Annotated in this window: 14 protein-coding genes; 7 read left to right on the top strand and 7 right to left on the bottom strand. The window is 63.2% G+C overall.

Going from position 1 to position 15,643, the window contains the following annotated elements:
* Positions 1-232 precede the first annotated feature (232 nt).
* Positions 233-916 (top strand): tetratricopeptide repeat protein, encoded by a 684-nt coding sequence (locus tag HU750_RS07645; RefSeq protein ID WP_186678187.1) that lies wholly within the window; start codon positions 233-235, stop codon positions 914-916.
* Positions 917-931: 15 nt separating this feature from the next.
* Here the strand turns inward: HU750_RS07645 and HU750_RS07650 are convergent, their stop codons facing one another.
* Both HU750_RS07650 and HU750_RS07655 read right to left on the bottom strand, forming a co-directional pair.
* Complete coding sequence (locus tag HU750_RS07650; RefSeq protein ID WP_186678190.1) at positions 932-2,518, bottom strand: rhodanese-related sulfurtransferase; 1,587 nt, start codon at positions 2,516-2,518, stop codon at positions 932-934.
* Positions 2,515-3,123, bottom strand: coding sequence for a cysteine dioxygenase family protein (locus HU750_RS07655; protein WP_027593410.1), 609 nt, complete (start codon positions 3,121-3,123; stop codon positions 2,515-2,517). Before HU750_RS07655 ends, HU750_RS07650 begins: the two co-directional genes overlap by 4 nt.
* A 306-nt stretch (positions 3,124-3,429) precedes the next feature.
* On the opposite strand from HU750_RS07655, the gene HU750_RS07660 reads away from it, so the two are divergent.
* Positions 3,430-4,371, top strand: a complete 942-nt coding sequence (locus tag HU750_RS07660; protein ID WP_186678192.1) for an ABC transporter substrate-binding protein — start codon at positions 3,430-3,432, stop codon at positions 4,369-4,371.
* Positions 4,372-4,510: 139 nt separating this feature from the next.
* Positions 4,511-5,818 (top strand): LLM class flavin-dependent oxidoreductase, encoded by a 1,308-nt coding sequence (locus HU750_RS07665; protein ID WP_085272928.1) that lies wholly within the window; start codon positions 4,511-4,513, stop codon positions 5,816-5,818.
* Here HU750_RS07665 and HU750_RS07670 read toward each other — a convergent pair.
* Both HU750_RS07670 and gspG read right to left on the bottom strand, forming a co-directional pair.
* A complete protein-coding gene (locus tag HU750_RS07670) occupies positions 5,812-7,002 on the bottom strand; it encodes a type II secretion system F family protein (RefSeq protein ID WP_186678194.1) in 1,191 nt (396 codons plus the stop codon). The two genes, HU750_RS07665 and HU750_RS07670, sit on opposite strands and share 7 nt — an antisense overlap.
* A gap of 11 nt (positions 7,003-7,013) precedes the next feature.
* Positions 7,014-7,439 (bottom strand): type II secretion system major pseudopilin GspG, encoded by a 426-nt coding sequence (gspG, locus tag HU750_RS07675; RefSeq protein WP_027593406.1) that lies wholly within the window; start codon positions 7,437-7,439, stop codon positions 7,014-7,016.
* Between the two features lie 185 nt (positions 7,440-7,624).
* On the opposite strand from gspG, the gene HU750_RS07680 reads away from it, so the two are divergent.
* The 4 genes from HU750_RS07680 (at position 7,625) to HU750_RS07695 (ending at position 12,973) form a co-directional block, all read left to right on the top strand.
* Positions 7,625-8,218 (top strand): transglycosylase SLT domain-containing protein, encoded by a 594-nt coding sequence (locus tag HU750_RS07680; protein WP_027593405.1) that lies wholly within the window; start codon positions 7,625-7,627, stop codon positions 8,216-8,218.
* 119 nt (positions 8,219-8,337) lie between these two features.
* Entirely contained in the window at positions 8,338-9,798 is a 1,461-nt protein-coding gene (locus HU750_RS07685) for a sensor histidine kinase (protein WP_186678204.1), read from the top strand.
* A 285-nt stretch (positions 9,799-10,083) separates the two neighbouring features.
* Positions 10,084-11,577: a sensor histidine kinase gene (locus tag HU750_RS07690; RefSeq protein ID WP_186678207.1), complete on the top strand. Its 1,494-nt coding sequence runs from the start codon at positions 10,084-10,086 to the stop codon at positions 11,575-11,577.
* Complete coding sequence (locus tag HU750_RS07695; protein WP_027593402.1) at positions 11,546-12,973, top strand: sigma-54-dependent transcriptional regulator; 1,428 nt, start codon at positions 11,546-11,548, stop codon at positions 12,971-12,973. The genes HU750_RS07690 and HU750_RS07695 overlap by 32 nt, the downstream gene beginning before the upstream one ends.
* A gap of 139 nt (positions 12,974-13,112) precedes the next feature.
* Here HU750_RS07695 and HU750_RS07700 read toward each other — a convergent pair whose 3' ends face one another.
* The 3 genes from HU750_RS07700 to HU750_RS07710 form a co-directional block, all read right to left on the bottom strand.
* Positions 13,113-13,403 (bottom strand): hypothetical protein, encoded by a 291-nt coding sequence (locus HU750_RS07700; protein ID WP_186678210.1) that lies wholly within the window; start codon positions 13,401-13,403, stop codon positions 13,113-13,115.
* A gap of 92 nt (positions 13,404-13,495) precedes the next feature.
* Complete coding sequence (locus HU750_RS07705) at positions 13,496-14,848, bottom strand: GntP family permease (protein WP_027593400.1); 1,353 nt, start codon at positions 14,846-14,848, stop codon at positions 13,496-13,498.
* Between the two features lie 112 nt (positions 14,849-14,960).
* Positions 14,961-15,500, bottom strand: a complete 540-nt coding sequence (locus tag HU750_RS07710) for a gluconokinase (RefSeq protein ID WP_186678213.1) — start codon at positions 15,498-15,500, stop codon at positions 14,961-14,963.
* Positions 15,501-15,643 lie beyond the last annotated feature (143 nt).

The following is a 15,643-nucleotide window of genomic DNA, read 5'->3' on the forward strand; positions in this document are numbered from 1 at the left end:
CGCCGACAAGCCGGGAGCTGGAATGAAAATGAGATGAAGCGTGGCTTGGGCACCCCTTCGCGCGGACCGCAGGCGCAGCGAACGCCTTAGGGCGGACTCTAGCGGCTAGTGGGCGGTGAAGCAATGGCCTGCCGCGTATCTGAGCGGTTGATCGGGAACTTCGATGGCATGTTCAGGTCGATAGCGTCTTCTTTCGAACCAGGCCCACCTGGACCCGTCGAGTGCGTTCCTCATGCCAAGCAAGCGTATGCTGTCGGCCTTAACCCTGTTGTTCAGCATCACCGCGTGCGATTCCATCACCGCCGGCGAGCGCACGGCGCCTGCAAGCAGTAACACGGCCTCGACCCTGCTGATCGAAACAGCCTCCAGGCAGTACGCAGAAGGCAAACTGGACCAGGCTGCCGCCACGCTGGAGCGGGCGCTGCAAATCCAGCCGAACAACCCCGCCACGCTGCACTACCTGGGTGTGCTGCGCCTGCAGCAGGGGCAATACGAACAGGCTGAAGTGTTGGCGGCGCGCTCCAACCTGCGGGTTGGACGCAACGTGGCCTTGCGCAATCGCAATCTGCAATTGATCGAGGCGGCGAACCAAGCCCGGATTTCGGGTACGCCGCCGGGTGCTGTAAAGGCGTCGGCCGTTCAAGTAATACCCGCAGAGGCCAGCCCGGAGCCCGCGCGATCAGTCTCCCTGGCTGCTGCCCAGCAACTCCAGGGCGTTGCCGGTCAGCAGCGCGTGGGCATGCCTGAATACCTCATGGACGAAACTGCCTTCGAGGTACCGCGGGGCCACAGGCCGCCGCCAGGCAAATGCCGAATCTGGTACCCCGATCGCCCACCTGGGCACCAACCCCCGCCGGGCAAATGCAAGAAGCTGCAAAAGCATGTTCCAGCGGGTGCCTACCTACTCCGTCACTGATGACCGGGGCGCACGTTAACGGACAACATGAAACCCATGCGTACCGTCACGCTCTAGCTGGGCGATCAGGCCGAACTCCCAGTCCAGATACCCTTGCATGGCTTCACGCGGGTTGTCGGTGCCTTCATACGGCCGGCGATAGCGGTCGCTGCGCGCCACTGCCAGGTGCGTTTCGCCACTTTCCAGCGGTAAGCCCGCAGCAATCCAGCGCGCAGTGCCGCCCTCCAGCACATACACCGGTGTGTGTGTCAGGGCCTGCAAGTCGACCGCCGCAAAGCGCGCCAGCAAGCTGCTGCCGCAGGTGAGCACGTAGCGTTCGGCAACCGGCAGGTGCTCCAGCACCTGCGGCAACTGCGCTCGGATCGCCCAATGGGCACCTGGGATGTGGCGTTTGACGTAGTTGGCGCTGGTGGTGAAGTCCAGCAGCACCGTGCCTGGCGCTTGCAGCCAGTCATGCAATTGGTCAACGCCGATCTCGCTCACCTGGGGCTGTTCCGGCAACGGCGCCTGCCAATCGCCGGGCTCGCTGAAATCCACTGCCGACAGGCCGTCCAGCACGGCGACCTGCCAGCCCATCTGGGCCAGCCACGAGGCACTCATGTTGGCCCGCACACCGTCGTCATCCACCAGCACGATGCGGGCGCCGCGCACGCTGGCGACATGGTCGGTCTCTTGCACCAGTTGTCCGCCGGGGACCGAGCGGCTGGCCGGTAGATGCCCCTGGGCAAACTCTTCAGGGGTACGCACATCGAACAGGTAGGTGGTGCGGTGGGGCTCTGCCTGCCAGGCCGCCAGGCCATCGCGAGTCAGCCGCGCGACTGCGGCACGGTCAGCCACGGCGCGGGCACGGCCGGCGGCGCTGGCGCGGGTGGTGTCGCTAACGGGGGCAAAGCTGCGTTGCTGGCCGTGAGCCAGTTGCTGGCCGGCAAGCGTCCAGCCGATGGTGCCATTGCGCAGTGCCGCCACCGGGTTGGGGATGCCGGCGTTGACCAGTGATTGGGTGCCGATGATGCTGCGGGTACGCCCCGCGCAGTTGACGATTACCTGGGTGGCGGGGTTCGGCGCAAGCTCGGCCACGCGCAATACCAGTTCGGCCCCCGGCACACTGATGCCGCCGGGGATGCTCATGGTCTGGTACTCGTCGAAACGACGGGCGTCGAGCACCACCACATCGGCTTTGGCATCGAGCAATGCCTGCACCTGCTCGGCCGCCAACGACGGCGTGTGCCGCTCGCTTTCAACCAGCTCGCCAAAGGCCTTGCTTGGCACGTTGACGTCACGGAACAACTCGCCGCCAGCCGCGCGCCAGCCAGCCAGGCCGCCCTCGAGCAGTGCCACATCGCTGTAACCCAACGCCGACAGGCGCGCGGCAGCCAGCGTAGCCAGCCCTTCACCGTCGTCATACAGGGTGATGGCGGTGTCACGCCGCGGTACCCGGGCGAAGACTTCCAGCTCCAGCTTCGACAGCGGGATGTTGGCGGCAAACAGCGGGTGTTCCTGGGCGAACGGGTCTTCCTCGCGAACATCGATCAACGCCAGCTCTTCATGGGCCAGCAAGGCCCGGCGAATGTCATGGAAGGAACGGGTGGCGACAGTACTCATGGGGCTGGATTCTCTTTGGACAGGTCCCAGATGTTGGGCAGGAGGGTATTGGAGTAGCCGGAGATGAAGGGTTTTTCAGTGCCGTCGGCCAGGTACACCGCCCGGCTGACCGCGCCGATATTGGCGCCGTAGACGTGGATGCTGATCGACACTTGGTCGTCGAAGGCGTTACTGACTTGGTGAATGTCGCCGATACGCGGCGAAACCGCTTCGACATGGCCAGGGTCGATCCGCACCGGCGCACCGGCCGGCAGCAACGCACCTTGCTCGCTGCGGGCGAAACCTTGCGAATATTCAGCGCCGCGCAGCATGCCGATCAGCCCCCAGACTCGGTGATCGTGAATCGGCGTCTGCTGCCCTGGCCCCCAGACGAAGCTGACGACAGAGAAGCGTTGGCGCGAGTCGCAATGCAGCAGGTATTGCTGGTAGCGGCTTGGGTCCGGTTGGGCGAGGGCTTCGGGTAACCAGTCGTCATGGGCGACCAGGCTGCGCATTAGGCCTTGGCCTTGGTCGAGGAGGGTGGCTTCGTCGGGGGCTCGGTCAAGCAGCTCCGAAAGCGCACCGATGAAGTGTCGAAGGCGCTCCAGGCGCAGGGGTTGGCTCATGGTTCAGGCTCGGCTGACGGTTTCGGTTAACCCTAGCAAACTCGCTGAATATTCACAAAAGTAAAATTAATCATAAGCTAATATGCAAAAAATGCATTTACAGGCTCACCTATCTGTTTTGAAATAGGCCACCGTCGGAGGCATTAGGTTATGCCTACAACGAATTTCCCACAGGCTTTATACATCGATAACTTATAAGCAAGGCGCTGGTTAGATTCAAAGCGCATACCACTGTCATTTATCAAAGCGAGACCGCACGGGCGGATCGACTACCTAGTTGCGCCTTTATTGGCCCTGGAGACGAACGTGCGATACCTCAAGCAACTGGCCGCCGGTGTGCTGGCCACCTCACTGAGCCTGGCCGCCGCCGCGCAGACCCTGGTGGTCGGCGATCAAAGCTTTAATGCCCGTGCGGTGATGGAAGCCGCCGGCGTGCTCGATGACGTGCCCTATACCCTGGAATGGAAGCAGTTCACTGCAGGCTCCCCGGTGGCTGAAGCCTTGAATGTCGGCAGCCTCGACATTGGCCTGCTGGGCGATGCGCCGCCGCTGTTTCTCGGTGCCTTGGGGGCACCGATCAAGGTAATTGCGGTGAGCCGGCAGAACCTCGAAGGGGTCGCCATCCTGGCGCGCAAGGATTCGAACATTCACAGCCTTGAAGACTTGCGCGGCAAACGCGCGGCCCTGTGGAAAGGCTCGTGGAGCCAGCAACTGCTGTTCAGCGCCCTGGACAAAGCCGGTGTGCCCCGCGATGCCCTGGAGCTGCGCTACCTCAGCGCGCTGGATGCCTCGCACGCCCTGGATGGCGGTTCGGTGGACGTGATCGCGACCTGGGAGCCCTATGTCACCCAACAGGAGCGCCAAGGCGCCAGGGTGCTGGCCACAGCCGAAGGCTTGATTCCGGCCCAGAGCTTCGTGGTGGCCAACGCCAAGGCCGTCGACGCCAAGCGTGCGCAGATCACTGATTTTCTGCAGCGTTTGAAGAAGGCCCGTGACTGGACCTTGAACAACCCAGCCAACACCGAGGCCTATGCCGACGCCTGGGCCAAGCGCACCCGCGCCGACCGTGACATTGCCCGGGCCTGGTTCGCCCGCGCGCGCACCGACGTGGCGCCACTCAACCCCCAGGTGATTGTCGATGCGCAGAAGACCGTGGACTTCTTTGCCGGGCTTGGGCTGATCAAGGCCTACCCGGCAGCGAGCCTGTTCGATACCTCGTTTGCAGCGGCGCTGGCCAACGACCATTGAGTTTGGCAGTACCGGCCTCTTCGCGGGCAAGCCCGCTCCCACAGGGACCGCGTCGATGCTGAAGATGGCGCTTTTCCTGTGGGAGCGGGCTTGCCCGCGAAGAGGCCGGTACAGCCCCCATCATTTCAGAGGACTCCCCATGACCACCCGCAAAATCAAACTCGGCGCCCTGACCATGGGCTGCGGCGGCCCTGGCCGCCATAACCTCTGGCTCGACCCCGAGCTGCCGGCCGATGCCAGTGTCAACATCGACTGGTACATCGACATCGCCCGCCAGGCCGAGGCTGCGCTATTCGACCTGATATTCATCGTCGACAGCCAATACATCACCCCCGGCTCACCTTCGCATTACCTCAACCGCCTTGAGCCGCTGACCCTGCTCTCGGCCCTGGCCGTCACCACCCGGCATATCGGGCTGGTCGGTACCCTGACCACCTCCTATAACGAGCCCTATAACGTCGCCCGTCGCCTGGCCTCGCTGGACTTGATCAGCAAAGGCCGCGCCGGCTGGAACGTGGTGACCAGCGGCGATGCCGGCACTGCTGGTAACTATGGCCGTGACGAGCATTACGACTACGACACCCGCTACGCCCGCGCCGAGGAACACGTGCAAGTGGTGCAGGGCTTGTGGCATTCCTATGAGAACGGCGCCTTCCCGCGCGATCGCGCCACGGGCCAGTTCCTCGACCCCTCGAAGCTGCATGCGCTCAACCACAAGGGCGAACACTTCTCGGTGGTGGGGCCCTTGAACATCCAGCGTTCGCCCCAGGGCCAACCGGTAATCTTCCAAGCTGGCGACTCGCAGCAGGGCCGCGACCTGGGCGCCGCCACCGCTGATGTGATCTTCACCCACGCGGCCAGCATCGAGCAGGGCCAGGCCTTCTATCGTGACGTCAAGGAACGTGCCGCGCGCCTGGGGCGAGACCCGGAGCAGTTGCTGGTACTGCCAGGTGCAGAAATCTATGTGGGCGACACCGATGCCCACGCCCGTGAGATCGAGCGCCACTACCACCAGCAGGACCACAGCTTCGAACTGGCACTCAAGGAGTTCGGGCGCAATTTCGGGTGGCACGATTTCACCCAGTACGACCTTGATGCGCCGTTCCCTCAGGAGAGCCTGGAGCATGCCCGCAGCAGCTTCTTCACCAATGCCAAGCGTATTGCCGACCAGGCGCGGGCGCAGGGCTTCAGCTTGCGCCAGGCGGTGGAGTTCGGCCGCCAGTTACGCCCGGGGGCATTCGTCGGCTCCGCCGAAACGGTGGCGGCAAAAATGACCGAGTGGTTCGAGGCGCGGGCGCTGGATGGCTTCAATATCTACATTGGCCATCCAGGCCAGTTCCGCCGTTTCACCGAAGAAGTGGTGCCATTGCTGCAGGCACGTGGCGTCTACCGCACCGCGTATGAAGGCACGACATTGCGCGAAAGCCTCGGCCTTAGCCTTCAGTGAATGCTCGAGGCCAATTCGAAGATCGGCATGTACATCAGGATCACGATAAAGCCGATCAACAGGCCAATGAACGTCATCAGCAGCGGCTCGAACAGCTTCACGAACCATTCCACCCAGCGACCAATCTCCTGGTCGTGAAAGTCGGCGCAACGCTCAAGCATTTCGCCAAGGTTGCCCGACTGCTCACCGGCGCGCAGCAGCCGCAGCGACACAGGCGTCACCAGCTGCCCAACTTCCAGCGCATCGGACAGCGGCAACCCCTCGGCCACGCGCTGGCTGGCCTGTTCAAGACCCTGCGCGGCGGCGCTACCCAGCAGCCCGCGGGCCATGCCCATGGCCGTGAGGATAGGAATACCGCCTTGCAGGAGGATGCCCAGCGAGCGGTAGAAGCGCGCCAGTTCGTACATCATCAGCCGCTGGTGCAGCGCTGGCATGCGCCTGAGCTGGCGCGCTGCCCAGCGCCGTACCAGCGGGTGGCGGCGCAGCAGCACCAGGGCGGTGATGCCCGCCACGCTGCCCAGCGCCAGCGGCAGTTGCTGGGCATGCAAGAACAACCCGATCTGCATCAGCAGGCGTGACAGCCACGGCAGCTCGGTGCCCATGCCTTCGAACACCTGGCTGAAGCGCGGCACCACGTAGCCGAGCAAAAACAGCACCACGCCACCACCGACCAGCAACAACAGCAGTGGGTAAACCGACGCCCCCACCAGTTTCTGCCGCACCAGGTCCAGGCGTTGCCGGTAGGCGATATAGCGGCCGAGGGCGTCGCCGAGGGCGCCGGTGCGCTCGCTGGACTGCACCAGCGCCACGTACAGGGCCGGGAATATCCTGGGCTGGCGGCCCAGCGCTTGAGACAGCGAGTGCCCCTCGTACAGCTGGCGCACCAGTTCGCCGAGCACCTTGCGCGAGGCCGCAGCGGGGGCTTTTTCCGCCAGGCTTTCCAGAGCATCGATCAATGGCAAGCCAGCGTTGAGCAGGGTCGACAGCTCCTGGCTGAACAACACCAGGTCAAAGCTCGCTTCGCGGCGCCAGGCCATGCCGCGCAAGGCGCTGCCCTGGCCCTTCACGCTGACCACCCGCAAGCCTTGATCCTCGACCTGGCGGCGCGCCTGGTCGGCATCTTCGGCATCGATCTGCAATTGCACCACGCCCTGTCTGCCCAGGGCCTTGAGGCTGTAGCGCATGGCCGAGCTCCTTATTGCCAGCTGGTGATTTCGGCGTTCTCACCGTCGCCACCGGGCTGGCCGTCCTTGCCCATCGACAGCAGGTCGTACTCGCCGCCGTTCTCACCGGGTTGCCGGTAGATGTAGGCGCGGCCCCACGGGTCCTGCGGCACGGCCTTCTGCAGGTACGGGCCGGTCCAGCGGGCCTCGCCGCTTGGGGCGATGACCAGTGCCTGCAAGCCTTGTTCACTGTTGGGGTAATGCCCGACTTCCAGGCGATAGAGGTCCAGGGCTTTGCTCAAACCCTCGATCTGCGCCCGCGCCACCTTGACCTCCGAGCGGCCAAGCTGGCTGAAGTACTTGGGCGCGACGATACCGGCCAGCAGGCCGAGCACAACCAGCACCACGAGGAGTTCGAGCAGGGTGAAGCCACGTTGGGGGTTGGATCTGCGCTGCATGGTGATGCCCTCCGCTGCGTAGGAACATGCTGTGGCAGGCACCATGCAACAGCCGTGCACGTCTGCCTCGGGGCCTTGCGCCATGCGGTGCAGGAAGCGGCACAGTGCTTGCGTCGTGGTCTGCAACCTCGGGTTTTCCGGGGCATTTCCCCCACATCGGGGGCCACGACGAAGAGGCGACCGACATGCGTGGACTTATCCTGGGTTTGATCTGGCTGGCGGCGGGTGCCGCCCAGGCCGATGTGTACATCTCCATCGATGCCAAGGGCGGCTACGTACTGACCAACGTTCATCGGCCCGGGCGCCAGTATCAGCGGGTGATCAGCGAACCGCTGGCCCAGGCGGGCGCTGCCGGTGCGCAAATGATCACCGGGCGGCCCTATGCCGAGCTGGTGGCCGCTGCAGCGTTGGCCCACAACGTGCCGCAAGCACTGCTGCATGCGCTGATCAAGGCTGAGTCGGGCTACAACCCCAAGGCCCGCTCGCCGGCGGGCGCGGTGGGGCTGATGCAACTGATGCCCGATACCGCGCGTGAGATGGGCGTGGAGAACGCCCTGGATCCTGAGGACAATGTGCAGGGTGGGGCGCGCTACCTGAAACGCATGCTGACCCTGTTCGACAATGACATCACCCTGGCCGTGGCCGCCTATAACGCCGGCCCCGACGCGGTGTTGCGCCGGGGCGCAGTGCCGCCGTACGCCGAAACCCGCCGCTACGTGCCCAACGTGCTGCGCGATTACCGCAAGCTGCAAGGGCTGGCGGACGACTCGCCGCTGTAGGAAAACCACGTGGCCGAGCAGCGCGGCGGCCACCCTTCGGCGGATGACATCAATTTAGAACCATGGTTCCCCCAACTCTGGGCTATAACCTTCAAAGGTGCCCAGCTGTGGAGTCCGCCATGGACATCGCCCCCCGTTCCGACGCCCTTGGAGTGCCTGCCGGTACCGAGGCGACAGCCCCACGCAAGCCGTTCAACCTGCTGCGCTGGTATGCCTGGGTCAGCCTGGCCATCATCCTTTCGGTCGCGGTCGGGCTGGGGCTGATCTCCAGCCGTTTCATCATCGATGAAAGCGTCGAGCGCGATGCGCTGTTGTCCGCTCAGTTCATCACCTCTATCGCTGATGCTGAAGTGCGCCATGTGTCGATCCCCAATGTGCGCACCATGGGCGAATTGCTGGACCCGCGTACCGATCGCACGGCGCTGCCGGATGTCGACCCCGATGCCCGGCGCAAGGCTAGGGGCGAGTTTCTCGACCACATCGCCCACCTGCCGGACATGCTGCTGGCCAATATCTATGCGCCGGACCGCACGGTGATCTGGTCGACCAACCCGGCGCTGATCGGCAAGTTGATCGAAGGCGACGACGACCTGGACCGCGCCTTCGAGTACAAAATGCGGGTCTCGGCCAGCTACCACGACTTCGAACGGGCACGCGAAGAGCAAAAGTTCGTGACCCTGCCTGAGCAGTTGTTCATTGAAAACTACATACCGCTGTTCGACGCCGATGGCGAGCACGTCACGGCCATGGTGGAGATCTACAAGGAACCGCATGACCTGATCGTGCGCATCGAACATGGCCTGATCCTCATCTGGCTGGCGATCACCGTCGGCGCCGGGCTGGTCTATATCGGCCTGTACGGCATCATGCGCCGCGCGGCCAAGCTGCTGGCGGTGCAGCAGAAACGGCTGATCAACAATGAAACCTACGTGGCCTTGGGCGAGGTGTCTTCGGCGGTGGCGCACAGCTTGCGCAACCCGCTGGCGAGCATCCGCTCCAGTGCCGAGCTTGCGCAGGCGTTCGACGAGGGCCCGGCGCAAAGGAACATCAACGATATCATCAGCCAAGTCGACCGCATGTCGCAGTGGATCCGCCAGCTGTTGCAGTCACTGCGCCCGCTCAATGACGAGGCGGTGGCGGTGGACCTGCCGCAGGCGCTGCAGGAAAGCCTGCAGACCTTTGCGGTACCGCTGGCGCGCAGCGGCGTCACCCTCGACCTGCAACCGTTACCGGCGGTTCAGGTGTTGGGGCACCCGGCGTTACTGCGGCAGATTTTCAGCAGTTTGATTGCCAACGCACTGGAGTCGATGGAGCAGGGCGGGAAGTTGCGTGTCGAGGTGGTGCGCCACGACCGGCGCGGCCTGACGCTGCGCCTGTCCGATAGCGGCAAGGGCATGACCGAGCAACAGCAGCGCATGGCCTTCAGGCCGTTCTTCACCACCAAGCAGGGCGGGCTGGGCGTTGGCTTGGTTCTGGTCAAACGCATCATGGAGCGCTTTGGTGGCGCGGTGAGGTTGAGCAGCAGCCTAGGGCATGGCACCCGCGTTTCGCTGAATTTCAGGTTGGCCAAGTCTTCTTAGTGGGCTTTAGGTTCAGATCGCAAGTATATGATTTATAACAGCTAGATTTTTTTTGGGTAATGGTTACCCAAAAGTGGGGGCTGAAGCTTGACCAGGGTTTAATAAGTTATCTCAAGTGATTGAAAAATATGAATATTTCTTTTCTTCAGCCTACTGGCTGATTTTTTGCAACGTGAGCATGGCAACAACGGGTCGCCTTGGCGACCTGGGTGAAGTGCCATTAAATTGCTACTAATCGTGGCAAGGGTGCGCTTCAGAACGGACGCCCAGCGCGGGAACCCCTCAATGCAGATGCTGGAAAACGAAGTGCCCGACAAAGCGTCTGCGGCCACCCGTGGTTTTGCGGCGCCGTTGCGCGAGTTCAACCTGTTGCGTTGGTTTTCGATCATCAGCCTGGTGATCATCGCCACGGTGGCCGGTGGCCTGGGCTATGTGTCGACGCGCTTCGTGGTGCGCGACAGCGTGGAGCGCGATGCCATGCTCACCGCTCAGTTCATCCAGGCCATGGCCCAGGCCGAGGTCCGCCATTCGCAACTGCCGCCGGGCACCACCATGGGCGAACTGCTCGATCCGCGCCTGGACCTGCAACACCTGCAGTTCACCCCGGCGTTGGCCGAATCGACCCGTGTCGAGTTCCTCGACCACGTCGAACACCTGCCCGATACCCTGCTGGCCAACGTCTACGCCCGCGACCGGACCATTGTCTGGTCCACCAACCCTCAGTTGATTGGCGAGCGGATCGAGGAGGACGGCGACCTGGAGCGCGCGTTCCGTTCGCGCAAAGCGGTGTCTGCCAGCTACCACCAGGCCGAGGACGACCGTGAAGAACAGAAGTTTCTGCGCGAACCCAAGTACCTGTTCATCGAAAACTACATCCCGCTGTTCGACAGCCAAGGCGAGCAGGTGCTGTCGATGGTGGAAATCTACAAGGAGCCGCAGGACCTGATCCGGCGTATCCAGCGCGGTTATGTATTGATCTGGGCCTCGACCCTGATGGGTGGCGCGCTGATTTACTTTGGCCTGTTCTGGATCGTGCGCCGGGCGGCGCTGATGCTCAACCAGCAGCAAGACCGCCTGGTAGCCAGTGAAACCTACGTGGCACTGGGCGAAATGTCCTCTGCGGTGGCCCACAGCCTGCGCAACCCGTTGGCCAACATCCGCTCCAGCGCCGAACTGGCCCAGGAGATCGCCAACCCCACCGCACAGAAGAACATCACCGACATCATCAGCCAGGTCGACCGCATGTCACGTTGGGTGCGCGACTTGTTGGTGTCGTTGCGCCCGACCAGTGACGAGCCCGAGGCCGTGGACCTGGTCGCATCCATCGAGGACACCCACCTGGCCTTCGCCCAGCAGATGGCGCGCAACGGCGTGCAGTTCTGCTACGAGGGCCCCGACGTGCAGTGTGTGGCCAGCCAGCCGCTGCAGCTGACGCAAATCCTCAACAGCTTGTTTTCCAATGCCCTTGAAGCCATGCCGGCAGGGGGTGTGCTACGCGCCCAAGTGAACGTGCAGGACGGCCAACGTGCCGTGCTGCTGCTCAGCGATACCGGCAAGGGCATGAGCCAACAGCAGGAACGGATGGTGTTCAAGCCGTTCTTCACCACCAAGCAGGGCGGCCTCGGTGTAGGCCTGGCCCTGGTGCAACGCATCATGGAGCGTTTTGGCGGCTCGGTCAGCCTGAGCAGCCGCGAAGAGGAAGGAACCCGCGTAAGCCTTACTTTCAATATCGCAGCGGGAGGGGACCATGGAACACAGCATCCTGGTAGTCGAGGATGATGAAATCCTTGCTGACAACATTCGCACCTACCTGAGCCTCAAGGGTTACGAGGTGACGGTCTGCCACAGCGCGGAGCTTGCGCTGGAGCAGATCAAGCAGGCCCAGCCCGATGCGGTGCTGACCGACAACTCGTTGCCAGGCATGAGTGGGCATGACCTGTTGCGCGTGCTGGTGGCGCAGGCGCCCGCGCTCAAGGTCATCATGATGACCGGCTACGGCAATGTCGAAGACGCGGTGCAGGCCATGAAGGAGGGCGCCTTTCATTATCTGACCAAGCCGGTGGTGCTGGCCGAGCTTAAACTGACCCTGGACAAGGCCCTGGCGGCTGAAAGGATGGAGCGCACCTTGTCGTTCTACCAGGAGCGCGAGGCGCAGAAGTCCGGGCTGCAGGCACTGATTGGCGAGTCGCCGGTGATGCACAGCCTCAAGCACACCCTGCGCCAGGTGCTGGACGCCGAGCGGCGCATGGCCAGCGACGACCTGCCGCCGGTGTTGGTAGAGGGTGAGACCGGTACTGGTAAAGAACTGGTGGCCCGGGCCCTGCATTTTGATGGCTCGCGCAGCAAGGGCCCATTCATCGAATTCAACTGCGCATCGATCCCGGCCAACTTGCTGGAGGCGGAGTTGTTTGGCCATGAAAAAGGCGCGTTCACCGATGCCAAGGAGCGCCGCGTAGGCCTGGTCGAGGCCGCTGATGGCGGCACGCTGTTCCTCGATGAAATCGGCGAGATGGACCTTGTGCTGCAGGCCAAGCTGCTCAAACTGCTGGAGGATCGCAGCATCCGCCGCATTGGCGCGGTCAAGGAGCGCAAGGTCGACTTGCGGGTGATCAGCGCTACCAACTGCAACCTCGAACAGATGGTGCAGCAAGGCAAGTTCCGCCGCGACCTGTTCTTCCGGCTACGCATCATCGCCTTGAAGGTACCGCGGCTGTATGCCCGGGGGCAGGATATCCTGCTGTTGGCCAGGCATTTTTTAGCGCACCACGGGCGGCGCTATGGCAAGCCGAACCTGCGTTTTTCCGCCGAGGCAGAGGCCCTGATGCTGAGCTACAGCTGGCCTGGCAACGTGCGCGAACTGCGCAACATGCTGGAGCAGACGGTGTTGCTGGCACCCAATGAGGTGGTGCAATCGCATCAGTTGAACCTGTGCATGACGCTGATCGACGAGCCGTTGATACAGCAGCAGGCGCCTGCAGTATTTGAGATGCCACGGCATGAGCCAGAGCCGGGTACCAGCCTGCCGGACATGGAGCGGGATTTGGTGTGCAAGACCTTGGACCGGACTGACTGGAATGTGACCAAGTCGGCGCGGATGCTGGGGCTATCGCGGGATATGCTGCGTTACCGGATCGAAAAGCTCGGGTTGACCAGGCCAGACAAGCGGCAGTGGTGAGCATTGCCCCCTTTTCTTAGGCCAAGCGCGCGCTCTGTGTAGGAGCAGCGTTGTGCTGCGAAGAGGCCGGCAACTACACAGTGAATCTTCGCTGCTGGCGCCGGCCTCTTCGCAGCACAAGGCTGCTCCTACAGGGGGGTCAAGGGTTGCCCGTGCTCGTGCCTTGGCGCCCAGTACCTTCCGAGCCACTGCCATCCATCCCTGGCAAATCCCGTCCATCATCCTGGGTGGCTGGCGGGCTCTCGGGGTCATTGCCCTCGATCCGCGGGTCGGTGTCGCGTGGCATCGGCTTTTCAATGGGGTTGAGCGTGCTGTCTACACCCGGTGTCGGCGCTGGGTTGTGCGGGTCGTCGGGGTAGGTGGGCCCAGTGCCGACCGCCAGGGCCAGCGGTGAAACCAGTACGGCTGCAAGCAGGAAGGTGCGGATCATGGGGCAAGCTCCTTTGCATCGGGATGGGGGCAAGGCTTCTATTTCGATTGGGCCATTAAGCCCGCGCCTGGTGCCCCCACCCCGATCAACGGTCACACCACCATCGACAGCAACATGATGAAGATGATGCCGACCACCGAAAGGATGGTCTCCATCATGCTCCAGGTCTTGAAGGTCTCGGCCACGGTCATGTTGAAGTACTGTTTCACCAGCCAGAACCCGGCATCGTTGACGTGTGACAGGATCAGCGAGCCGGCGCCGGTGGCCAGCACCAGCAGCTCACGGTTGACCCCCGGCACCAGGTCGATCACCGGTGCCACGATGCCCGCGCCCGTGATGGTCGCGACCGTCGCCGAACCCGTGGCGATGCGGATCACCGCCGCCACCAGCCAGGCCAGCATGATCGGCGAGATTTCGGCCTGCACGGCCATTTGCCCGATCACGTTGCCGACACCGGTATCCACCAGCATCTGCTTGAAGCCGCCGCCGGCACCGACAATCAGCACGATGGCGGCGGTGGGCGCCAGGCTCTGGTCGAGCATCTTCATGATCTGCTGGCGGTTGAAGCCACGCGCCGCGCCGAAGGTGTAGAAGGCCAGCAGCAACGCAGCGAGCAGGGCGGTGATGGGGTGGCCGATCAGGTCCATCCATTGGCGCACGATGTGCTCGGCCGGCAGGACCACGTCGGCGAAGGTCTTGAGCAGCATCAACGCCACTGGCAGCAGTACCGTGACCAACGTGATGGTGAAGCTCGGCAGGTTGCCCTGGTCGGACTCCTTGGCGATCTGGTCCATCAGCTCCTGGGACGGGTTGCCCGGAATGTAGCGTGAAATGAAGTTACCGAACAGCGGGCCAGCAATGATCGCGGTGGGCAGCGCGACGATCAGGCCGTAGAAAATGGTCTTGCCGATGTCGGCATGGAAGATGCCGATCGCCAGCAACGGCCCCGGGTGCGGCGGCACCAGGCCGTGAACCACGGACAGGCCGGCCAGCAGCGGTATGCCGATTTTTACCAGCGAAACGCCGGAGCGCCGGGCGACGATGAACACCAACGGGATCAGCAACACGAAGCCGATCTCGAAGAACAGCGGAATACCAACCAGGAAGGCGGCGAACATCATGGCCCAGTGCACGTTCTTCTTGCCGAAGGCGCGGATCAGGGTCTGGGCGATCTGGTCGGCGCCGCCGGAGTCGGCCATCAGCTTGCCGAGCATGGTGCCCAGCGCGAGGACGATACCGACGAAGCCCAGAACGCCGCCGAAACCGTCCTGGAACGATTTCATCACCTTGGCCACCGGCATGCCGGAGGTGAGGCCCAAGAAGCCGGCCGCGAGGGTGAGGGCGACGAAGGGGTGCACTTTGAAATGGGTGATCAGCAGGATCAGCCCGACGATGGTGACCAGTGCGTCGAGCAGCAGGAAGGTATCAGTAGCCAGTCCGAACATGGTTTTAATGCCTCGGTCTTATCGTTGTTTTGGGCGTAACGTTATGGAACTTTCAGGCGCTTTCATTGGTCGAGACAGCGCTGTCTTGGGTGAGCCGGATAAACCGCCAGGTTCAGGCGGTTTGCGCCAGGTCCTGCTCACCGCAAGGCTTTAGCCAGGTGTCTACCGTCTCGGCCAAGGCGTCGATGGCCTGGGTGGCGTCCAGCGGCAAGGTCCGTGGCTCGCCACGCGGCGATTCGAGCGCTGCGAACTGGCTGTCGATGAGGCTCGCCGGCATGAAATGCCCTGGGCGCGCCAAGACCCGTTTTTCGGCTTCGGCAGGGGTCAGCTCAAGGAACACGAACGCGAGGCCCGGCATGGACGCGCGCAACGTTTCGCGGTAACGGCGCTTGAGTGCCGAACAGGTCAGGATCGGGCGTTCGCCCGACTGCACCGTGGCTTGCAGCTCCTGGCCCAGGCGCACCAGCCAGCCGGCTCGGTCGTTATCGTCCAGGGGGATGCCAGCGCTCATCTTGCGGATGTTTTCGGCAGGGTGGAAAGCGTCGCCTTCGATCAGGCGGCCGCCGCTTCTGGCAGCAATGGCAGCGCCGACGCAGCTTTTGCCGCAGCCAGCCACGCCCATCACCACAATGGCGGACAGGGGAGAATTCATCAGTACCTCCTGCGGGGTGAGATAGCGCTGTCTCGTCGTTGACGAACAGCCACCTCCCCGGTGTTATTGGTCTTGTCCTTACGCAGTATGGACGCTTGGCACAGTGCACGTGGAACCGCTACCAAAGATTACATTGCCTGCGT

Source organism: Pseudomonas sp. SWRI50, from assembly GCF_014269095.1.
In the GTDB taxonomy this organism is placed as follows: domain Bacteria; phylum Pseudomonadota; class Gammaproteobacteria; order Pseudomonadales; family Pseudomonadaceae; genus Aquipseudomonas; species Aquipseudomonas kermanshahensis.